Genomic DNA, 19999 nt, shown 5'->3' on the forward strand with positions numbered 1-19999 from the left:
TTGTATGTGAGCAATGCGCCGGATCAGGCCGCGAGAGCCGCTGCGGACTGCTTGCGCTTGCGGTACTGCTCCAGGAAGCGTGCAACGCGGCCAATGGCATCGCGCAGATCGTCTTCATGGGGAAGGAACACGATGCGGAAATGGTCAGTTGCGGGCCAGTTGAAGCCTGTGCCCTGCACCAGCATGACCTTGGTTTCCTGCAGCAGTTCGAGGAAGAACTGCTGGTCGTCCTCAATGGGGTACACCGCCGGGTCGAGGCGCGGGAACATGTACAGCGCGGCCTGCGGCTTCACGCAGGTGACGCCCGGAATGGCAGTGATCAACTCATACGCCAGATCACGCTGCTTGCGCAGGCGGCCCCCTTCGCACACCAGCTCGTTGATGCTCTGGTAGCCGCCCAGCGCCGTCTGCACGGCCCACTGGCCCGGCACGTTGGCGCACAGCCGCATGTTGGAGAGCATGTTCAGGCCCTCGATGTAGTCACGGGCGGGCTTCTTGTCGCCCGACACCACCAGCCAGCCCGCGCGGTAGCCGCAGGAGCGGTAGCTTTTGGACAGCGAGTTGAAGGTGAGTGTGAGCACGTCCTCGCTCAGCGAACCAATGGCCGTGTGCTTGGCGCCGTCGTACAGCACCTTGTCGTACACCTCGTCCGCGAAGATCACGAGGCCATGTTCGCGGGCAATGGCGACGATGCCCTTGAGCAGCGCATCCGAGTACAGCGCGCCCGTGGGGTTGTTGGGGTTGATGACCACGATGCCTTTGGTGCGCGGCGTGATCTTGGCGCGAATGTCATCCAGGTCAGGCATCCAGCCATTGGCCTCGTCGCACAGGTAGTGCACGGGCGTGCCGCCCGAGAGGCTGGCCGCAGCGGTCCACAGCGGGTAATCCGGCGACGGCAGCAGCAGCTCGTCGCCCGTGTCCAGCAGCGCATTGGTGGCCATCACGATCAGCTCGCTGGCGCCGTTGCCCAAGTAGATGTCGTCCAGCGCCACGCCCTTGATGCCCTGCTTCTGGGTCTCGTGCATCACCGCCTTGCGCGCGGCGAAGATGCCCTTGCTGTCCGAGTAGCCCGCCGAGTTGGGCAGGTTGCGGATCATGTCCTGCTGGATTTCTTCGGGGGCATCAAAGCCAAACACGGCCAGATTGCCGATGTTGAGCTTGATGATCTTGTGTCCGTCTTCCTCCATCTGCTTGGCCGCGTCCATGATCGGGCCCCGGATGTCGTAGCAAACATTGGCAAGCTTGGCAGATTTTTGGACGGTTTTCATGCGCTGACAGTAGTGCGGTGGGGTCAGGAGGCAGCCAGAGACGGCGCCCTCAGGCGAAACCTATAATTTGACCACAGAACCGCAGCCCTCCCTCGGCGCCCAGCGCCGCTGCCACCCGCCGCGGCGCCTGCGGCCCACCACCTCCCGCCATGAAATTCCAGCCCGATCGTTCCAACGCACAGACCATCAGCGGCTACGGCCCCGGCTGGATCGGCATCGACGCCGACAAAATCAACCACAGCGTCATCATCGGCTCTGGGGGGCTGCGCCAGCCCTGGCCCTGCACCCGCTTCGAGGACCTGACCCCTGAGCACTTCGCCCAATTGGCCGGATTGGAGACGGAACTGGTCATTTTTGGCAGCGGTCTGCGCAACCGTTTTCCACCGCCCGCGTGGCTCGCGCCCCTGATCGCGCGGCGACTCGGGCTGGAGACCATGGACACCCAGGCAGCCTGCCGGACCTACAACATCCTGGCCAGCGAAGGGCGCAACGTGGTCGCCGCGCTGATCCTGGAAGTCTGAGCACCAGCCCATCGCCTGGCGCGGGGGCCGGGCGTACCAGCACTGCAACCTATGCACGGCCTTGCCAAAGTGCCCGCCAACCCGTGCAAGACACACTGTCTTACATTTGGCCAGGAACCGATTTCAGGGTAAAATCACGGGTTGCGGTCGGGGGCACCACCAAAAGCAATAACACACCCACTCCCCCGGCTTACCAACGACTACATCCTGAGAGATTGAAGTGATATGGCGATCGTTGTCAACAAACCCCTCCCTGAATTTGAAGCCAACGCAACCGGTGGTATCAAGGTTTCCAACACCTCCCACCTTGGCCAAATTCTGGTTCTCTACTTCTATCCCAAGGACAACACACCGGGCTGCACCACGGAGGCCATGCAGTTTCGCGACAAGTACAAGGATTTTGTGAAGGCTGGCGCCGCCGTGTTCGGCGTGTCGCGCGACAACATGAAGTCGCACGACGACTTCAAGGAAAAGTTGGAACTGCCTTTCGAGCTGATCGCTGATACCGAAGAGAAGATGTGCCACATGTTCGGTGTGGTCAAGAACAAGATCATGTACGGCAAGAAGGTCAAGGGTATTGAACGCAGCACCTTCCTGATCGGCCCCGATGGCCTGCTGGTACAAGAATGGCGTGGCCTCAAGGTGCCGGGCCATGTGGACGAGGTCCTCAAGACCGTCAAGTCCCTGAAGGCCCTGAAAAAGGCTGCCTGAGCTGATGATCTAGCTGACGATCTGGTTGCATAAGGGTCGTCCGGGCCGTCGCGCCGCCACAGGGGCTTGGAGCATCCACGCTACACCCTCTTGGTTTTGCCCTGGCATGACACACGGAGTGGGCATAATGGATCAATGCCCCTGGTTATTGCACCGCCAACCCTTCCCCCAAAAGCCGCCTTGGCCTCCAGGCGGCTTTTTGCTTTTTGACCGCCCGTTTTCCATCTACCGACCGAGGCCCTGCCACCATGCCCCTGCCCCCCGCCCCCAGCCGGCGCGCTGCACTCCTCGCGCCAGAAGCCTTTGAAGTCACAGCCCGCCCCCGCATAGCCACTGCCTCGGCCAACGAGGCCATTGCCACCCCTCAGCGCACCGCTGCAGCCCCGGCCCGCGCAGGACGCAAGGCGGACAGTGCAGCATCTTCGCCGGCTGGACCAGACACGGCTTCGCTGGTCCAGGTCGAGACCCGCGCACGCGCTCCCGAACCCGCAGCAACCCCCGCCGTGGCCCGCAGCACCGGTACACGCAAGGCTCGCAGCACCGGCACCACCGCTGCTGCCGCCGGCGCCGCGCCCGCTACTACGACGACCCCCCGTACACGCAAATCAGCACCCCAAGGCCCGACCAAGCTCTTTGTGCTGGACACCAACGTGCTGCTGCACGACCCGACCAGCCTGTTCCGCTTTGAAGAGCACGACATCTTCCTGCCGATGATCGTGCTGGAAGAGCTCGACGGCCACAAGAAGGGCATGACCGAAGTCGCCCGCAATGGCCGCCAGACCAGCCGCACGCTCGACGCGCTGGCCGGCGTGCAAGGCGCCGATATCGCCCATGGCCTGAAGCTCGACTCCACCGGCCAGCGCGCCGCGGGCGGCCACTTGTTCTTCCAGACGGTACCGCTGGACTACAGCCTGCCCACCAGCCTGCCCCCCGGCAAGGCCGACAACCAGATCCTCGGGGTGGTCGAGGCGCTGCGCAAGCTGCACGCCCCGCGTGAGGTCGTGCTCGTGTCCAAGGACATCAACATGCGTGTCAAGGCACGCGCGCTGGGCCTGAACGCTGAGGACTATCAGAACGACAAGACGCTGGAAGACGGCGACCTGCTCTACGCAGGCGTGCTGGCCCTGCCCCCCGACTTCTGGGCCAAGAGCGGCAAGAACGTGGAAAGCTGGCAGAGCGGCGCACACACCTACTACCGCATTGGCGGGCCCATCGTGCCGCAGCTGATGATCAACCAGTTCGTGTACTTCGAGGCCCCTGGCGAGCCCAGCTTGTTTGCACGGGTGAGCGAGATCCGCGAGAAGACGGCGGTCCTGCAGACGCTCAAGGACTACGGCTCTGCCAAGAACGCGGTGTGGGGCGTGACCACGCGCAACCGCGAGCAGAACTACGCCATGAACCTGCTCATGGACCCCGAGATTGACTTCGTGACGCTGACCGGCACCGCTGGCACCGGCAAGACCCTGCTGGCCCTGGCCGCAGGCCTCACCCAGGTATTGGACGACCGCCGCTACACCGAGATCATCATGACCCGCGCCACCGTGAGCGTGGGCGAAGACATCGGCTTCCTGCCCGGCACCGAAGAAGAAAAGATGGGCCCCTGGATGGGCGCGCTGGACGACAACCTGGAGTTCCTGGCCAAGGGCGACGGCGGCAACGCCGGCGAGTGGGGCCGTGCGGCCACCAACGAGCTAATCCGCAGCCGCATCAAGATCAAGAGCATGAACTTCATGCGCGGGCGCACCTTCCTGAACAAGTACGTGATCATCGACGAGGCCCAGAACCTGACGCCCAAGCAGATGAAGACGCTGATCACCCGCGCCGGCCCTGGCACCAAGATCATTTGCATGGGCAACCTGGCGCAGATCGACACGCCCTACCTGACTGAGGGCTCGTCGGGTCTGACCTACGCGGTCGACCGCTTCAAGGGCTGGCCACACAGCGGCCACATCACGCTGGCGCGCGGCGAACGCTCGCGCCTGGCGGATTTCGCGAGCGAGGTGCTCTGAGTTGGCGGCGGGCTGGGTTGCAGCACTGAAGCTGGTGCCCTGGGGCGACGTCATCGAGGCGACGCCCCAGATCCTGCAGGCAGCCAGGAAGCTGCTGGGCACCACCCAAAAAGGAAATGCCGACGCTGCCGCGGGTGCACTGGAAGGCGGCACGGGTGGCGAACCCGCCATGCCGGTCGCCTTGCAGCTCCAGCATCTGCGCGACCGGGTGGCGCAGTTGGAGCAGGAGCAGCAAGAGTCTGCCGTGTTGATCCAGTCGCTGGCCGAACAGAATGCCCAGGTGGTGCGGGCTGTGGAAGTGCTACGCCAACGCCAGCAACGGCTCACGGTAGCCGCAGGCGTCCTTGCCGTGGCATGCACGGGGTTGCTGGTGTGGGTGTTGCGGCAATAGAGCCAACACGCACGCTGCGCGACCGGGGCCACAAAAGCAGGGTTGCATAGCGCCCGCCTTCGTTTGCTATGCATTCAATAGCTGCTCGCGTATATAAATCATGCGCTAGCAGCTATTTTTATTAGAAATCGTCGCCCGAACCCATCGCCAGGTTCTCGAAGCGCGTCTGGTTCTTCTGGAAGAACAGCTTCACGGTACCGGTGGGGCCGTTACGCTGCTTGCCGATGATGACCTCGGCCACGTTGGGCTCCTTGGAGTCCTTGTTGTAGTAGTCGTCGCGGTAGATGAACATGATGATGTCCGCGTCCTGCTCGATGGCGCCCGACTCGCGCAGGTCGGACATCATGGGGCGCTTGTCGGTGCGCTGCTCCACCGAGCGGTTGAGCTGAGACAGCGCGATCACCGGGCACTGCAGCTCCTTGGCCAGCATCTTGAGGCCCCGGGAGATTTCGCCCAGCTCCGTGGCCCGGTTGTCCGAGCCCGACGAACCTGAGCCGCTCATGAGCTGCAAATAGTCCACCACGATCAGGCCCAGCTTGCCGCACTGGCGCGCCAGTCGCCGGGCGTTGGCGCGCAGCTCGCTGGGCGTGAGGCCCGGGGTTTCGTCGATGTGCAGCGACACCGTGCGCAGCTTCTCGATGGCCTCGGTCAGGCGCGGCCATTCGTCGTCGGTGAGCTTGCCGGTGCGCAGGTTGCCCTGGTTCACGCGGCCAATGGAGCCCACGATACGCACAGCCAACTGGGCAGCGCCCATTTCCATCGAGAAGATGGCAACCGGCAGACCCTCGTTGAGCGCCACATGCTCGGCGATGTTGACCGCAAACGAAGTCTTGCCCATCGAGGGACGCGCTGCCAGCACCACCATGTCACCCGCTTGCAGGCCCGAGGTCATGCGGTCAAGGTCGGCGAAACCGGTGGGCACGCCCGTGACATCCACCGGGTTATCCGCCATTTCCTGCACCCGGTCGAGCAGGTCGATGACCAGCGTGTCAAGCGACTGAAAACCCTGCTTGGTGCGCGAACCTTCTTCGCCAATGGCAAAGATCTTCGCCTCGGCCTCGTCCAGGATGCGTTCGACCGTCTTGCCTTGGGGGTTGAATGCATTGGTCGAGATCTCGTCACTGGCGGTGACCAGCTTGCGCAGGATGGCGCGCTCGCGAACGATCTCGGCGTAGCGCCGGATGTTGCTGGCGCTCGGGACATACTGCGCCAGGTTGTTCAGATAGGCCAGCCCGCCCATCTCCTGGGCCTTGCCCTGGTTCTGCAGGTGCTCGAACACCGTGATCACGTCGGCCGGCTTGCTGGCGTTGATGAGAGCGCCGATGGCCGTGTAGATCATCTGGTGTTCATGGCGGTAGAAATGACTCTCTACCAGCAGGTCGCCCACGCGGTCCCAGGCGTTGTTGTCCAGCAGCAAGCCACCCAGCACACTGGACTCTGCCTCGATGGAGTGCGGCGGCACACGCAACTGGGCAATTTCACGGTCCGGCACGGGTGTGAAGCCATCGTCAAGGGGGGGGAACACGGCAGACATGGAATCCTTGGAGCTAACCCGGCATGCTATCGCCCACACGGCGCGTCGTCATGGCACAAGTCTGTGGATAAGGCGGGGGTAACCCGTGGGCAACCGTGTACAAATCACAGTCACACAAAGACAAAAGCCGCCCGAAGGCGGCTTTTTTGAAAAGTCCTGAGGGACGATCAATCAGGCAGTTTCGCCGTAGACCGACACGGTCACGTCCACCACCACGTCGGTGTGCAGAGCAACGCTCACGGTGCTTTCGCTCACGACCTTGATCGGGCCGTTGGGCAGGCGGATTTGCGACTTGGCGACCTTGTAGCCTTGCTTGTTCAGCTCTTCAGCGATGTCGTGGTTGGTCACGGAACCAAACAGACGACCGTCCACACCAGCCTTTTGCGTCAGCTTGACGGTGGTACCGGCCAGCTTTTCGCCTTGGGCTTGGGCTTCTGCCAGTTTGGCGGCAGCAGCCTTTTCGAGTTCAGCGCGCTTGGCTTCGAACTCTGCCTTGGCAGCTTCGGTGGCGCGACGGGCGCGGCCAGCGGGGATCAGGAAGTTGCGGGCGTAGCCGTCTTTGACCTTGACGATTTCACCGAGGTTGCCGAGGTTCACAACCTTGTCGAGCAGGATGATTTGCATGGGTTGTGCTCCTTAGATCTTGTGCTGGTCGCTGTAAGGCACCAGGGCCAGGAAGCGTGCGCGCTTGATGGCGGTGTTCAGCTGACGCTGGAAGATGGCGCGCGTGCCGGTCAGGCGTGCGGGGATGATCTTGCCGTTTTCGGCGATGAAATCGCGCAGCGTATCAACATCCTTGTAGTCGATTTCTTCAACACCGGTCACCGTGAAGCGGCAGAAGCGCTTGCGCTTGAACAGCAGGGACTGGGTGTTGCGCTTTGGGCGCTTGTCTTTGTTGAACTTCTTGAACGTGGCCATTGCGGACCCCTTGAAAATTAATTTTGTTGAATATCCTGGATGTGCAGCACTGCGGTCTTGCCATTGCGCGGATTGGCCAGAAATCCATGAAAAGTCCAGAGACTTCCGATGTTCTGCCTTGCCAGTCGCTCGGCCATCGCTCCAAACGCAATGGCTTTCATGGCAGCCTTGACTTCGCGGGGGTGGCCTGCCTCTGTTTGCCGGGACTCGTGTTCGAGGCGCAGCGTGAGAGCAGGCAATCCGGCGGGCGTGTAGCGCAGGGGTTCAGCCTCTGCGATACAGGCGGTCAGGGCAACGCGGTTCTCCACTCCAAAGAGAGAAGATCAGCGCTCGCCGGCCGCTGCGTATTCAGCTTGGCTGGCCTTGCGGGCTTCTTCGCGCTCGACCGTCTTCATCATGGAAGATGGGCCGGTTTCAGCCTTCTTCTTTTGCACGGTCAGGTGGCGCAGCACAGCGTCGTTGAACTTGAAGGCGTGCTCCAGTTCAGCCATCACAGCCTGGTCGGCTTCGATGTTCACGCACAGGTAGTGGGCCTTGGCCAGCTTGTTGATCAGGTACGCCAGTTGACGACGGCCCCAGTCTTCCACGCGGTGCACCTTGCCACCGCCAGTGGTGATCATGCCCTTGTAGCGCTCCAGCATGGCTGGAACTTGTTCGCTTTGATCCGGATGGATCAACAAAATGATTTCGTAATGACGCATGCAGACTCCTTTTGGGTGAGACCACCCACCGCGTCTAGAAGTGGTGTGGCAAGGGAAAGCCTGCGATTATAGCCCGGCCGCTTGCGCTTGTACACTCAAGGCTCCCGCAACCGCATCGGCCGCGCCAAATTACCCAGCCACCAGAGGCCCGGCCCTTGCAAAAACGACGGCCGGGCCGACATGCGTTACAACAAGGCGCGCGAGTCGGGGCCATCACAATGGCATATCCCTGGCGCGGACCTTGATATTGCCCGGCAAGCCCCCAACTGCCGCGCGTACCTTTTTTTCACCCCTTCAAATCCTGACATGTCAGACCACAGCCAAACCAACCCCGCCCCAAGCGCCCCCGCCCCCGAAGAAGTCGAAGCCGCCATGGCTGCCCACGCCTCCGATGAGCTGGCACGCCTGCAGGGCGAGCTGGCCGAGCTGAAGGCCAAAAGTGCCGATTTGGCTGACCAGTTCCTGCGTGCTAAGGCCGAGGCTGAGAACGCCCGCCGTCGGGCTGAAGAGGAAGTGTCCAAGGCCCGCAAGTTCGGCATCGAGAGCTTTGCCGAGAGCCTGCTGCCCGTGGCCGACAGCCTGGATGCCGCCCTGGCCATCAAGGAAGCCACGCCCCAGCAGCTGCGCGAAGGCGCCGACGCCACCTTGCGTCAGCTGACGTCTGCGCTGGAGCGCAACAAGGTAGTGGCCATCAACCCCGCCGCAGGTGCCAAGTTCGACCCCCATCAGCACCAGGCCATCAGCGTGGTACCCGCCGAGCAAGAAGCCAACACGGTGGTGGCAGTGCTGCAAAAGGGCTACGTGATCGCCGAGCGCGTGCTGCGCCCAGCTCTGGTCACCGTGACGGCGCCCAAGTAAGCCTCAAAAAAATCGACCTGGAAGACTTGAACCAAACCAAGTTATCCACAAGTTACTAGCCATCCAAACCATTCAAGCATTCGGAGAAAAATCATGGGAAGAATCATCGGCATTGACTTGGGCACGACCAACAGCTGCGTTTCCATCATGGAGGGCAACACGACCCGCGTGATCGAAAACAGCGAAGGTGCTCGCACCACGCCCTCCATCGTGGCTTACCAGGAAGACGGCGAGATCCTCGTCGGCGCATCGGCCAAGCGCCAGGCCGTGACCAACCCCAAGAACACGCTGTACGCCGTCAAGCGCCTGATCGGCCGCAAGTTCACCGAAAAAGAAGTGCAAAAGGACATCGACCTGATGCCCTACAAGATCGTGGCTGCCGACAACGGCGATGCCTGGATCGAAGTGCGCGGCAACAAGCTGTCGGCCCAGCAGGTTTCTGCCGACATCCTGCGCAAGATGAAGAAGACGGCCGAGGACTACCTGGGCGAGCCCGTGACCGAGGCCGTGATCACCGTGCCCGCGTACTTCAACGACGCCCAGCGTCAGGCCACCAAAGACGCTGGCCGCATCGCAGGCCTGGACGTCAAGCGCATCATCAACGAACCCACCGCTGCGGCCTTGGCCTTTGGCTTGGACAAGCAGGAAAAGGGCGACCGCAAGATCGCCGTGTATGACCTGGGCGGCGGCACGTTCGACGTGTCCATCATCGAAATCGCCGACGTGGATGGCGAAAAGCAGTTCGAAGTGCTGTCGACCAACGGCGACACCTTCCTGGGCGGCGAAGACTTTGACCAGCGCATCATCGACTTCATCATCGGCGAGTTCAAGAAGGAACAGGGCGTGGACCTGTCCAAGGACGTGCTGGCTCTGCAACGCCTGAAGGAAGCCGCCGAAAAGGCCAAGATCGAGCTGTCGAACTCGGCCGCCACCGACATCAACCTGCCCTATATCACGGCCGATGCGTCGGGCCCCAAGCACCTGAACATCAAGCTGACCCGCTCCAAGCTGGAACAGCTGGTGGAAGAGCTGATCGAGCGCACCATCGCGCCTTGCCGCATGGCGATCAAGGACGCTGGCGTCAGCGTCGGCGACATCCATGACGTGATCCTGGTCGGCGGCATGACCCGCATGCCCAAGGTGCAAGAGAAGGTCAAGGAATTCTTCGGCAAGGACCCCCGCAAGGACGTGAACCCCGATGAAGCCGTGGCCGTGGGCGCTGCCATCCAGGGCCAGGTGCTGTCGGGCGACCGCAAGGACGTGCTGCTGCTGGACGTGACGCCCCTGTCGCTGGGTATCGAAACCCTCGGCGGCGTGATGACCAAGATGATCACCAAGAACACGACCATCCCGACGAAGTTTGCACAGACCTTCTCGACGGCCGATGACAACCAGCCCGCAGTGACCATCAAGGTCTACCAGGGCGAGCGCGAAATGGCCACGGGCAACAAGCTGCTGGGCGAGTTCAACCTCGAAGGCATTCCGCCTGCAGCGCGCGGCGTGCCACAGATCGAAGTGTCGTTCGACATCGACGCCAACGGCATCCTGCACGTGGGCGCCAAGGACAAGGGCACGGGCAAGGAAAACAAGATCACCATCAAGGCCAACTCCGGCCTGTCGGAAGAAGAAATCCAGCAGATGGTGAAGGACGCCGAGCTGAACGCCGCCGACGACAAGAAGAAGCTGGAGCTGGTGCAGGCCCGCAACCAGGGTGAAGCCGCCGTGCACAGCGTGAACAAGAGCCTGGCCGAACACGGCGACAAGCTTGACGCAGGCGAGAAGGATGCGATCACCGCCGCCGTGAAGGACCTGGAAGAAGCCCTCAAGGGTGAAGACAAGGCTGCCATCGACGAGAAGACGACGGCGCTGATGGCCGCCAGCCAGAAGCTGGGCGAGAAGATGTACGCAGAATCGCAGGCAGCGCAAGCCGCCCAGGCGGCAGGTGGTGCAGACGCCGCAGGTGCATCGGCCGGTGCCGCCAACAAGCCCGCAGATGACGACAACGTCGTTGATGCCGAGGTGAAGGAAGTCAAGAAGGGCTGAACGAGCCCCCGTTGATCCGAGCCGCCGCGCATTGCTCTGAGCGAGCTGCGCGGCGTTCCTGTTCCAACCGGGTTCTGAATCACTATGTCCAAACGAGACTTTTACGAAATCCTGGGCGTTCCAAAAAACGCCTCGGACGAAGAAATCAAGAAGGCCTATCGCAAGCTGGCGATGAAGCACCACCCTGACCGCAACCAGGGTGATGCTGCCAAGCCTGCCGAAGAGAAGTTCAAGGAGGCCAAGGAGGCCTACGAGATGCTCTCCGACCCGCAAAAGCGTGCTGCGTACGATCAGTACGGCCATGCCGGGGTGGACCCCAACATGCGCGGGCCCGGCGGTGCGGGTGCGGAAGGGTTTGGCGGCTTTGCCGAGGCGTTTGGCGACATCTTTGGCGACATGTTCGGCCAGCAAGGCGCGCGCGGTCGCGGAGCGGGTGGCCGCCAGGTGTACCGGGGCTCTGACCTCAGCTACGCCATGGAGATCACGCTGGAAGAAGCCGCACGCGGCAAGGACGCGCAGATCCGCATCCCCTCGTGGGACACCTGCGACACCTGCCACGGCAGCGGCGCCAAGCCCGGCACCAGCGCCAAGACCTGCGGCACCTGCCAGGGTGCGGGCACGGTGCAGATGCGCCAGGGCTTCTTCAGCGTGCAGCAGACCTGCCCCCACTGCCGCGGCACGGGCAAGATCATTCCTGAGCCCTGCACGACCTGCCACGGCCAGGGCAAGCTCAAGAAGCAAAAGACGCTGGAAGTGAAGATCCCCGCCGGCATCGACGATGGCATGCGCATCCGCTCCACCGGCAACGGCGAGCCGGGCACCAACGGCGGCCCACCGGGCGACCTGTACATCGAGATCCGCCTGAAGAAGCACGACATCTTTGAGCGCGATGGCGACGACCTGCACTGCCAGGTGCCCGTGAGCTTCATCACGGCCGCTTTGGGTGGCGAGATCGAGGTGCCCACACTGGCGGGCAAGGCTGCGATCGACATCCCCGAAGGCACGCAGGCCGGCAAGCAGTTCCGCCTGCGCGGCAAGGGCATCAAGGGTGTGCGGGCCAGCTACCCCGGCGACCTGTACTGCCACATTGCGGTCGAGACGCCTGTCAAGCTCACCGAGCACCAGCGCAAGTTGCTGCGCGAACTGGAGGACTCCCTCAAGAAGGGTGGTGCACGCCATTCGCCCAGCGGCGAGAGCTGGACGGACCGGCTGAAGAACTTCTTCAGTTGACCGCACCCCGGTCTCCCACCGAAAACCGCCTGCGGCCTTTGGCCCCAGGCGGTTTTTTCTTGATGCAGGGCAAGAAACTCCCTGGCAACGTCTACCAGCGCGATCGGCAAAGTAGGATGGGTTCTATCGATGATCACCCGGGAGTTTGGATCTATGAACGTCAACATCACTTTCCTGGGAGGCTCCGGCACCGTCACCGGCTCCAAATACCTGGTGCGCTACAACGGCAAAAGCCTGCTGGTCGATTGCGGCCTGTTCCAGGGCTACAAGCAGCTGCGACTGCGCAACTGGCAGCCCCTGCCCGTCACGCCGCACCAGATCGACGCCGTGGTGCTGACCCATGCCCATCTGGACCACAGCGGCTACCTGCCACTGCTGGCACGCGATGGCTACACCCATGCCATCCACTGCACGCCAGGTACGCGCGACCTGTGCACCATCCTGCTGCCTGACAGCGGGCATCTGCAAGAAGAAGATGCGGCCTTCCTCAACCGCCACCAGCTCAGCAGCCACAGCCCCGCCCTGCCCCTCTATACCCGGCTGGATGCGCTGCACTGCCTCAAGCAGTTCCAGATCCATCCCTTTCACAAAGCCTTCGAGCCTTTGCCCGGCTGGCGCGTGACGTTTTCGCCGGCTGGCCACATCCTGGGTGCGGCCAGCGTGCTGCTGGAGGTAGGCGGCAAGCGCATCCTGTTCTCGGGGGACCTGGGCCGGCCCGATGACCTGCTCATGAACCCGCCCGACGCGCCCCCCCAGGCCGACACGGTGCTCATTGAGTCCACCTACGGCGACCGCGAGCACCCGCCCGAGGGCCTGCTCGAAGAGCTGGGCCCCGCGCTGCAGCGCCTGGCAGCGCGCGGCGGTATTGCCGTGGTGCCGGTGTTCGCCGTGGGCCGAGCGCAGGTGGTGCTGCATGCGATTGGCTTGCTGAAGGCGGAGGGCGTGGTGCCCGCATCGCTCAAGGTGTTCCTGGACAGCCCCATGGCTGTCAGCACGACCGGGCTGTTCCAGCACCACATGCAAGAGCACCGCCTGAGCGGCCACGAGGTGCAGGCGCTGGAGCATGGTGCCACCATGGTCCAGACGCCCGAGCAATCCAAGGGCCTGGCCCGGCTGCATGGTCCCATGGTCATCCTGTCGGCCAGCGGCATGGCCACCGGGGGCCGCGTACTGCACCACCTGGCGCTGCACGCAGGCGACCACCGCAACATGATCATCCTGACGGGCCACCAGGCGCCGGGCACCCGCGGCGCGCGCCTGGCAGAGGGCGAAAAGACCATCCGCATCCACGGCCAGGACGTGGCCGTTCGCGCCGAGGTGGTCAAGCTGTCTTCCGCTTCGGCCCATGCCGACGGCAACCAGCTCATTGCCTGGCTGCGCAGCATGGGCCACGCGCCCGACCAGGTGTATGTGGTGCATGGCGAAATGGGCGCCGCCGACATGCTGCGCCAGCGCATTGAGCACGAACTGCGCTGGCGGGCCGCCGTGCCGGAACATGACAGCACGCTGCCCGCATAAGGTGCGCCCCCACCGCAATGCATCAAAAAGATGAGCTGTCAGCGCACGTATCCATTGGGTTTCTGGGCAAAAACACCTGAAATGCATTTCAATGGAGCGTGAGCAGCTCACTTTTTGAGGTTTCATCGCCCTTGCACGATGAATGCCATCGCATTCGGCGATGACAAGGGCAAAATAATGGGTGGAAAATAACTAGTCTTCTCAGAACAAGAAGACTCCGCCCCCCACTATGAAAAGCTCCGAGCGCAGTTTTGCGCGCCGTATCGACCTCACCTCGCTGCAACTGTTTGTGGCGGTGTGCGAGCTCGGCAGCATTGGTCGCGCGGCCGAGCGCGAGTTCATTGCGGCATCGGCCGTCAGCAAGCGCCTGTCGGACCTGGAAACGGCCGTGGACACCGCGCTGCTCTACCGCCACAGCCGGGGCGTGACCCTCACACCCGCTGGCGAGAGCCTGCTGCACCATGCGCGCACCGTGCTGTTCGGCCTGGAGCGCATGCAAGGCGAACTGAGCGAATACGCCGATGGCGTGCGCGGCCATGTGCGCATGCACGCCAACATCTCCGCCATCTTCCAGTTTCTGCCCGAAGACCTGGGCGCCTTTGCGCGCGAGCACAGCCAGATCAAGATCGACCTGCAGGAGCACCTCTCCAGCGACGTGCTGCACGCCGTGCAAGAAGGCGCCGCCGACCTCGGCATCTGCAATATCGGCATGGCGAACAGCGGGGGCGTCATTGCACTGCAAAGCCGCCCCTACCGTGCCGACAATTTGGTGCTGGTTGTGCCCCGGGCGCATGATTTATCTGCGCTGAATGCTATCAATTTTGAAGAAATCCTGGATTGGGACATCGTAGGCCTGCACGCCAACAGCAGCATCAGCCTGGCCATGCGCGCAGCCGCCGCTGCCGCCGGGCGCCCGCTGCGCCAGCGCATCCAGGTCACCGGGCTGGACGCCATGTGCCGCATGATCGACAACGGCCTGGGCGTTGGCCTGCTGCCCGACCGGGCGTTTGCGCTGATGCGCGGCGTGGGCAACCTGCAGGCCATCCCGTTGACCGATGCCTGGGCCCACCGCGAACTACGGGTGGTGGCCCGCGACTTTGACGCCTTGCCCGTCACGGCGCGCTTGCTGGTGGAACACCTCTCACCCCGGGCAGAACCCGCCCCGGCGCACCCAGCCCCCGACACTAAAATCCAATCACCCACCTGAAAGCAGAAAGAAAGCCACGCCATGGGACGCACCCTGTACGACAAGATCTGGGACGAGCATGTCGTCCACACCGAAGAGGACGGCACCTCCATCCTCTACATCGACCGCCATCTGGTGCACGAGGTCACCAGCCCCCAGGCGTTTGAAGGCCTGCGCGAAGCCGGTCGCAAGGTGTGGCGCATGAGCTCCATCGTGGCCACCGCCGACCACAACACACCCACCACGGGCTGGGAAAACGGCTACGACGGCATCACTGACCCGATCAGCAAGGAACAGATCACCACGCTGAACGACAACATCGCCACCATCACGCCCGCAGCGTTCTTCCCCTTCATGCACAAGCGCCAGGGCATCGTGCACGTGATCGGCCCCGAAAACGGTGCCACCCTGCCCGGCATGACCGTGGTCTGCGGCGACAGCCACACCAGCACACACGGTGCATTTGGCGCACTGGCCCACGGCATCGGTACCTCCGAGGTCGAGCACGTGATGGCTACGCAGACCCTGCTGGCCAAGAAGGCCAAGAACATGCTGGTGCAGGTGGACGGCACGTTGGCCAAGGGCGTGACGCCCAAGGACGTGGTGCTGGCCATCATCGGCAAGATCGGCACGGCCGGTGGCACGGGCTACACCATTGAATTTGCTGGCTCCGTGTTCCGCGCCATGAGCATGGAAGGCCGCATGACGGTGTGCAACATGGCCATCGAAGGCGGCGCGCGCGCCGGTCTGGTGGCGGTGGACGACAAGACCATCGAATACGTGAAGGGCCGCCCCCTGTCGCCCACGGGCGTGGAATGGGACCAGGCCGTGGCCTACTGGAAGACGCTGCACTCCGACGCTGATGCGAAGTTCGACACCGTCGTCAAGCTCGACGCCGCCGAGATCGTGCCGCAGGTCACCTGGGGCACCAGCCCCGAAATGGTGCTGGGCGTGGATGCCCGCGTGCCCGACCCCGACAAGGAAAAGGACGCCAACAAGCGTGGCGCCATCGAGCGCGCCTTGACCTACATGGGCCTGCAACCCGGCAAGCCGATCAACGACATCACCATCGACAAGGTGTTCATCGGCAGTTGCACCAACAGCCGCATCGAAGACATGCGCGAAGCCGCTGCCGTGGTGAAGAACCTGGGCCGCAAGGTGGCCAGCAACATCAAGCTGGCGATGGTGGTGCCCGGTTCGGGCCTGGTCAAGGAACAGGCCGAGCGCGAAGGCCTGGACAAGATCTTCGTGGCCGCAGGCTTCGAGTGGCGCGAGCCCGGCTGCAGCATGTGCCTGGCCATGAACGCCGACCGCCTGGAGCCCGGCGAGCGTTGCGCATCCACCAGCAACCGCAACTTCGAAGGCCGCCAGGGCGCCGGTGGCCGCACCCACCTGGTGAGCCCCGCCATGGCAGCCGCCGCGGCCGTGCATGGCCACTTTGTGGATATTCGTCAATTTGCCTGAAGGAGCCTTGTCATGAAAAAGACCGCCACCCTCATCGCCCTGTCACTGGCCTTTGTGCTGGCTGGCTGCAACACCGTCAAGGGTGTGGGCCAGGACATTGGCAAAGCCGGCAGCGCCATCGAGCGCGCCGCCAAGTAACCCGTACCGCCATGCAAAAATTCACCTTGCTCAAGGGCCTTGTGGCCCCCATGGACCGCGAGAACGTAGACACCGACGCGATCATCCCCAAGCAGTTCCTCAAGTCGATCAAGAAGACCGGCTTTGGCGTGAACCTGTTTGACGAATGGCGCTACCTGGACCACGGCGAGCCCGGCCAGGACCCCGCCAGCCGCAAGCCCAACCCCGACTTCGTGCTCAACCAGCCGCGCTATGCGGGCGCCTCCGTCCTGCTGGCGCGCAAGAACTTCGGCTGCGGCTCCAGCCGCGAACACGCGCCCTGGGCGCTGGACCAGTACGGCTTTCGCGCCGTGATTGCCCCCAGCTTTGCCGACATCTTCTTCAACAACTGCTTCAAGAACGGCCTGCTGCCCATCGTGCTGCCCGAGGCCACCGTGGCCCAGCTGTTCGACGAAGTGGCGGCCTTCCCCGGCTACCAGCTCACCATCGACCTGGAGCGCCAGGTGATTGTTCGCCCCCAAGGCGAAGAGATTCCGTTCGACGTGCAGGCTTTCCGCAAGTACTGCCTGCTCAACGGTTTTGACGACATCGGTCTGACCCTGCGCCAATCCGACAAGATCAAGGCCTTTGAAGCCCAACGCCTGGCTACCAAGCCCTGGCTGGCACACACCATGGTGTCGTGATCCACCAAATTTCAGCCAAATTGGCTGCTAGCGCTACATCCATATGCGTTAGCAGCTATCAAAAACAAAGCAAAATTCATGAAAATCGCAGTTCTGCCGGGTGACGGCATCGGCACAGAAATCGTCTCTGAAGCCGTGAAGGTGCTCGAAGCGCTGGAGCTTCCCTTCGAGATGGAATCCGCCCTCGTGGGTGGCGTGGCGTATGACGCCCACGGCCACCCGCTGCCCGAGTCCACCCTCAAGCTCGCCAAGGAGGCCGACGCCATCCTGTTCGGCGCCGTGGGCGACTGGAAGTACGACAAGCTCGACCGCCCCTTGCGTCCCGAGCAGGCCATCCTGGGCCTGCGCAAGAACCTGGGCCTGTTCGCCAACTTCCGCCCCGCCATCTGCTACGAGCAGCTGGTGGGCGCTTCCAGCCTCAAGCCTGAACTGATCGCGGGCCTGGACATCCTCATCATCCGCGAGCTGACCGGCGACATCTATTTTGGCCAGCCCCGCGGCCGCCGCACGGCGGTGGACGGGCACTTCCCGGGCGCCGAGGAAGCCTTCGACACGATGCGCTACAGCCGCCCCGAGATCGAGCGTATCGCCCACGTCGCCTTCCAGGCCGCCCGCAAGCGGAGCAAGAAGGTCACCAGCGTGGACAAGGCCAACGTGCTGGAAACCTTCCAGTTCTGGAAGGACGTGATGACCGAAGTGGGCCAGCAGTACCCCGACGTGGAACTGCAGCACATGTATGTGGACAACGCCGCCATGCAACTGGTCAAGGCCCCCAAGGCGTTTGACGTGGTCGTGACGGGCAACATGTTTGGCGACATCCTGTCGGACGAAGCCTCCATGCTCACCGGTTCCATCGGCATGCTGCCCTCGGCCAGCCTGAACAGCAGCAACCAGGGCCTGTACGAACCCAGCCACGGCAGCGCGCCCGACATCGCTGGCAAGGGCGTGGCCAATCCTCTGGCCACCATCTTGAGTGCCGCAATGATGCTGCGCTTCAGCCTGAACCAAGAGGCTGCTGCCCAGCGCATTGAAGCCGCCGTGCAAAAGGTGCTGGCGCAAGGCCTGCGCACCCCCGACATCTATAGCGAAGGCACTACCAAGGTCGGCACGGCGCAGATGGGCGACGCCGTGGTGAAGGCACTGCAGGCGTAAACCGCCCCAGCCCCACGAACTGTTCATAGCGGCGGCAAGCGGCGTCCATCCAAGGCGACCCTCTGTGGTCGCCTTTTTCATGGGCGGGCACTGGCTCGCAGATCCCCCAGCCCTATGGGGGCCGTTGCACAGGGCTTCATGGCGTTGGCGCAACGCTGCAAGCCCCGTGCAAGCCGCGATCCATTACAATAATGCCCATGTTTGCCGCCCGCCCGTTCACCCTGAACACCGCTACTGCCGCCCTGGCAGGCGTGGCTGTGCGCGCAATCACCACCAAAACCACGACCATTATTAAGGGCTGATCCAGCTCCCGTACCGTCGTGCGCCCTCTCCCGGCCAGACGAGCCGGGGCAAACAGTCTGGTCTGGCACTGTTTCTTAATCTGAAAGGGGCGTTGAAATGAGCAAGTTGGTAGGTTTGGTCGGCTGGCGCGGCATGGTCGGCTCGGTGTTGATGGACCGCATGGTCGAGGAAAAAGACTTCGACCTGATCGAGCCATTGTTCTTCTCCACGTCCAACGCGGGCGGCAAGGCCCCCGCACAGGCCAAGAACGAAACCACCCTGCAAGACGCCTTCAACATCGACGCCCTGAAGCGCTGCGACATCATCATCACCGCACAAGGCGGCGACTACACCACCGAAGTCTTCCCCAAGCTGCGCGCTGCGGGCTGGAACGGCCACTGGATCGACGCCGCCTCCACCCTGCGCATGGAAAAGGATGCGGTCATCATCCTCGACCCCGTGAACATGCCCGTCATCAAGGACGCGCTGGCCAACGGCGGCAAGAACTGGGTGGGCGGCAACTGCACCGTGAGCTGCATGCTGATGGGCGTGGGCGCACTCTACAAGGCCGGCCTGGTCGAGTGGATGAGCACCCAGACCTACCAGGCGGCCTCGGGCGGCGGCGCCCAACACATGCGCGAGCTGCTCACGCAGTACGGCACGCTGAACGCCGAAGTGAAGGCGTTGCTCGACGACCCCAAGAGCGCCATCCTGGAAATCGACCGCAAGGTCATCGCCAAGCAGCGCGCACTGACCGGCGCAGAAACCGCCAACTTTGGTGTGCCCCTGGGCGGTAGCCTGATCCCCTGGATCGACAAGGACCTGGGCAACGGCATGTCCAAGGAAGAATGGAAGGGCATGGCCGAGACCAACAAGATCCTCGGACTGGGCGAGGGCTTCGGCTCTGCGGCCATTCCCGTGGACGGCTTCTGCGTGCGCGTGGGCGCCATGCGCTGCCACAGCCAGGCCCTGACCTTCAAGCTCAAGAAAGACGTGCCTGTGGCCGATCTGGAAGCCATGATCGCTGCGGACAATGAGTGGGTGAAGGTGGTACCTAACACCCGCGAAGCCACCATCAAGGACCTGACCCCTGTGGCCGTCACCGGCACCATGACCATTCCTGTGGGCCGCATCCGCAAACTGGCCATGGGTCCCGAGTATGTGGGCGCCTTCACCATTGGCGACCAGTTGCTGTGGGGTGCTGCAGAGCCCCTGCGCCGCATGCTGCGCATCCTGCTCGACGCCTGATCACCCCGCCTCAAAAAGCGCGCGCAACTCCGTTGCGCGCGCTTTTTTACGTCTGAAGCGAAGGACACACTCGGTTACGTGACGTTGGCAATTGGCAACATCCTCACGCCCCAATTTGGGGCGCCGGGACCCCTCTCAAAGCTTCGGAGCCACCTCAGCTTGTCA

The 19999-nt window shown here is 63.1% G+C and carries 20 protein-coding genes; 14 read left to right on the forward strand and 6 right to left on the reverse strand.

The window, feature by feature from the left end:
• Positions 1-23: 23 nt before the first annotated feature.
• Entirely contained in the window at positions 24-1268 is a 1245-nt protein-coding gene (locus tag ASD94_RS18620; protein WP_056646112.1) for a pyridoxal phosphate-dependent aminotransferase, read from the reverse strand.
• 149 nt (positions 1269-1417) lie between these two features.
• Between ASD94_RS18620 and ASD94_RS18625 the strand changes: the two genes are divergently transcribed.
• From ASD94_RS18625 to ASD94_RS18640, 4 genes are all read left to right on the forward strand, one after another.
• Entirely contained in the window at positions 1418-1789 is a 372-nt protein-coding gene (locus ASD94_RS18625) for an Mth938-like domain-containing protein (protein ID WP_056646115.1), read from the forward strand.
• Between the two features lie 225 nt (positions 1790-2014).
• Complete coding sequence (locus ASD94_RS18630) at positions 2015-2500, forward strand: peroxiredoxin (protein ID WP_015013251.1); 486 nt, start codon at positions 2015-2017, stop codon at positions 2498-2500.
• A 248-nt stretch (positions 2501-2748) separates the two neighbouring features.
• Positions 2749-4509 (forward strand): PhoH family protein, encoded by a 1761-nt coding sequence (locus ASD94_RS18635; RefSeq protein WP_056646118.1) that lies wholly within the window; start codon positions 2749-2751, stop codon positions 4507-4509.
• Between the two features lies 1 nt (position 4510).
• The gene (locus ASD94_RS18640) at positions 4511-4900 is read left to right on the forward strand and encodes a hypothetical protein (RefSeq protein WP_056646121.1); all 390 of its coding nucleotides are present in this window, start codon (positions 4511-4513) and stop codon (positions 4898-4900) included.
• A 121-nt stretch (positions 4901-5021) separates the two neighbouring features.
• On the opposite strand, the gene dnaB is transcribed toward ASD94_RS18640, so the two are convergent.
• The 5 genes from dnaB to rpsF form a co-directional block, all read right to left on the reverse strand.
• Entirely contained in the window at positions 5022-6434 is a 1413-nt protein-coding gene (dnaB, locus tag ASD94_RS18645; RefSeq protein WP_056061481.1) for a replicative DNA helicase, read from the reverse strand.
• A 171-nt stretch (positions 6435-6605) separates the two neighbouring features.
• Entirely contained in the window at positions 6606-7058 is a 453-nt protein-coding gene (rplI, locus tag ASD94_RS18650) for a 50S ribosomal protein L9 (protein ID WP_056420937.1), read from the reverse strand.
• A 12-nt stretch (positions 7059-7070) separates the two neighbouring features.
• Complete coding sequence (gene rpsR, locus ASD94_RS18655) at positions 7071-7352, reverse strand: 30S ribosomal protein S18 (protein ID WP_005795932.1); 282 nt, start codon at positions 7350-7352, stop codon at positions 7071-7073.
• Between the two features lie 17 nt (positions 7353-7369).
• Positions 7370-7660, reverse strand: coding sequence for a primosomal replication protein N (priB, locus tag ASD94_RS18660; protein WP_056646124.1), 291 nt, complete (start codon positions 7658-7660; stop codon positions 7370-7372).
• Positions 7661-7675: 15 nt separating this feature from the next.
• The gene (rpsF, locus tag ASD94_RS18665) at positions 7676-8053 is read right to left on the reverse strand and encodes a 30S ribosomal protein S6 (RefSeq protein ID WP_056646128.1); all 378 of its coding nucleotides are present in this window, start codon (positions 8051-8053) and stop codon (positions 7676-7678) included.
• A 306-nt stretch (positions 8054-8359) separates the two neighbouring features.
• Here rpsF and grpE point away from each other — a divergent pair, with 306 nt between their 5' ends.
• The 10 genes from grpE to asd all read left to right on the forward strand — a co-directional run bounded on the left by grpE (position 8360) and on the right by asd (position 19834).
• On the forward strand, positions 8360-8911 hold the full coding sequence (gene grpE, locus ASD94_RS18670; RefSeq protein ID WP_056061476.1) for a nucleotide exchange factor GrpE: 552 nt from the start codon (positions 8360-8362) through the stop codon (positions 8909-8911).
• A gap of 93 nt (positions 8912-9004) precedes the next feature.
• The gene (gene dnaK / locus ASD94_RS18675) at positions 9005-10954 is read left to right on the forward strand and encodes a molecular chaperone DnaK (RefSeq protein WP_056646131.1); all 1950 of its coding nucleotides are present in this window, start codon (positions 9005-9007) and stop codon (positions 10952-10954) included.
• An 84-nt stretch (positions 10955-11038) separates the two neighbouring features.
• Positions 11039-12184, forward strand: a complete 1146-nt coding sequence (gene dnaJ / locus ASD94_RS18680; protein ID WP_056646134.1) for a molecular chaperone DnaJ — start codon at positions 11039-11041, stop codon at positions 12182-12184.
• A gap of 153 nt (positions 12185-12337) precedes the next feature.
• Positions 12338-13702 carry an MBL fold metallo-hydrolase gene (locus ASD94_RS18685; RefSeq protein WP_056646136.1) on the forward strand — a complete coding sequence of 455 codons (1365 nt, stop codon included), beginning with the start codon at positions 12338-12340 and terminating at the stop codon, positions 13700-13702.
• A 229-nt stretch (positions 13703-13931) separates the two neighbouring features.
• Positions 13932-14909, forward strand: a complete 978-nt coding sequence (locus tag ASD94_RS18690) for a LysR family transcriptional regulator (RefSeq protein ID WP_056646139.1) — start codon at positions 13932-13934, stop codon at positions 14907-14909.
• A 21-nt stretch (positions 14910-14930) separates the two neighbouring features.
• Positions 14931-16352, forward strand: coding sequence for a 3-isopropylmalate dehydratase large subunit (leuC, locus tag ASD94_RS18695; protein WP_056646142.1), 1422 nt, complete (start codon positions 14931-14933; stop codon positions 16350-16352).
• A 12-nt stretch (positions 16353-16364) separates the two neighbouring features.
• Positions 16365-16490 (forward strand): entericidin A/B family lipoprotein, encoded by a 126-nt coding sequence (locus tag ASD94_RS18700; protein WP_005795904.1) that lies wholly within the window; start codon positions 16365-16367, stop codon positions 16488-16490.
• A gap of 11 nt (positions 16491-16501) precedes the next feature.
• On the forward strand, positions 16502-17152 hold the full coding sequence (gene leuD / locus ASD94_RS18705; protein WP_056646145.1) for a 3-isopropylmalate dehydratase small subunit: 651 nt from the start codon (positions 16502-16504) through the stop codon (positions 17150-17152).
• Positions 17153-17230: 78 nt separating this feature from the next.
• Positions 17231-18304 carry a 3-isopropylmalate dehydrogenase gene (gene leuB / locus ASD94_RS18710; RefSeq protein WP_056646148.1) on the forward strand — a complete coding sequence of 358 codons (1074 nt, stop codon included), beginning with the start codon at positions 17231-17233 and terminating at the stop codon, positions 18302-18304.
• A 399-nt stretch (positions 18305-18703) separates the two neighbouring features.
• Positions 18704-19834: an aspartate-semialdehyde dehydrogenase gene (gene asd, locus ASD94_RS18715; protein ID WP_056646151.1), complete on the forward strand. Its 1131-nt coding sequence runs from the start codon at positions 18704-18706 to the stop codon at positions 19832-19834.
• Positions 19835-19999 lie beyond the last annotated feature (165 nt).

The organism is Acidovorax sp. Root70 (assembly GCF_001428225.1).
GTDB lineage: Bacteria > Pseudomonadota > Gammaproteobacteria > Burkholderiales > Burkholderiaceae_C > Acidovorax.

Bases quoted from the DNA above. Each gene is read 5' to 3' on its own strand.
- ASD94_RS18620 (WP_056646112.1), bottom strand. From the start codon at position 1,268: ATGAAAACCGTCCAAAAATCTGCCAAGCTTGCCAATGTTTGCTACGAC.
- ASD94_RS18625 (WP_056646115.1), top strand. From the start codon at position 1,418: ATGAAATTCCAGCCCGATCGTTCCAACGCACAGACCATCAGCGGCTAC.
- ASD94_RS18630 (WP_015013251.1), top strand. From the start codon at position 2,015: ATGGCGATCGTTGTCAACAAACCCCTCCCTGAATTTGAAGCCAACGCA.
- ASD94_RS18635 (WP_056646118.1), top strand. From the start codon at position 2,749: ATGCCCCTGCCCCCCGCCCCCAGCCGGCGCGCTGCACTCCTCGCGCCA.
- dnaB (WP_056061481.1), bottom strand. From the start codon at position 6,434: ATGTCTGCCGTGTTCCCCCCCCTTGACGATGGCTTCACACCCGTGCCG.
- rplI (WP_056420937.1), bottom strand. From the start codon at position 7,058: ATGCAAATCATCCTGCTCGACAAGGTTGTGAACCTCGGCAACCTCGGT.
- rpsR (WP_005795932.1), bottom strand. From the start codon at position 7,352: ATGGCCACGTTCAAGAAGTTCAACAAAGACAAGCGCCCAAAGCGCAAC.
- rpsF (WP_056646128.1), bottom strand. From the start codon at position 8,053: ATGCGTCATTACGAAATCATTTTGTTGATCCATCCGGATCAAAGCGAA.
- grpE (WP_056061476.1), top strand. From the start codon at position 8,360: ATGTCAGACCACAGCCAAACCAACCCCGCCCCAAGCGCCCCCGCCCCC.
- dnaK (WP_056646131.1), top strand. From the start codon at position 9,005: ATGGGAAGAATCATCGGCATTGACTTGGGCACGACCAACAGCTGCGTT.
- dnaJ (WP_056646134.1), top strand. From the start codon at position 11,039: ATGTCCAAACGAGACTTTTACGAAATCCTGGGCGTTCCAAAAAACGCC.
- ASD94_RS18685 (WP_056646136.1), top strand. From the start codon at position 12,338: ATGAACGTCAACATCACTTTCCTGGGAGGCTCCGGCACCGTCACCGGC.
- ASD94_RS18690 (WP_056646139.1), top strand. From the start codon at position 13,932: ATGAAAAGCTCCGAGCGCAGTTTTGCGCGCCGTATCGACCTCACCTCG.
- leuC (WP_056646142.1), top strand. From the start codon at position 14,931: ATGGGACGCACCCTGTACGACAAGATCTGGGACGAGCATGTCGTCCAC.
- ASD94_RS18700 (WP_005795904.1), top strand. From the start codon at position 16,365: ATGAAAAAGACCGCCACCCTCATCGCCCTGTCACTGGCCTTTGTGCTG.
- leuD (WP_056646145.1), top strand. From the start codon at position 16,502: ATGCAAAAATTCACCTTGCTCAAGGGCCTTGTGGCCCCCATGGACCGC.
- leuB (WP_056646148.1), top strand. From the start codon at position 17,231: ATGAAAATCGCAGTTCTGCCGGGTGACGGCATCGGCACAGAAATCGTC.
- asd (WP_056646151.1), top strand. From the start codon at position 18,704: ATGAGCAAGTTGGTAGGTTTGGTCGGCTGGCGCGGCATGGTCGGCTCG.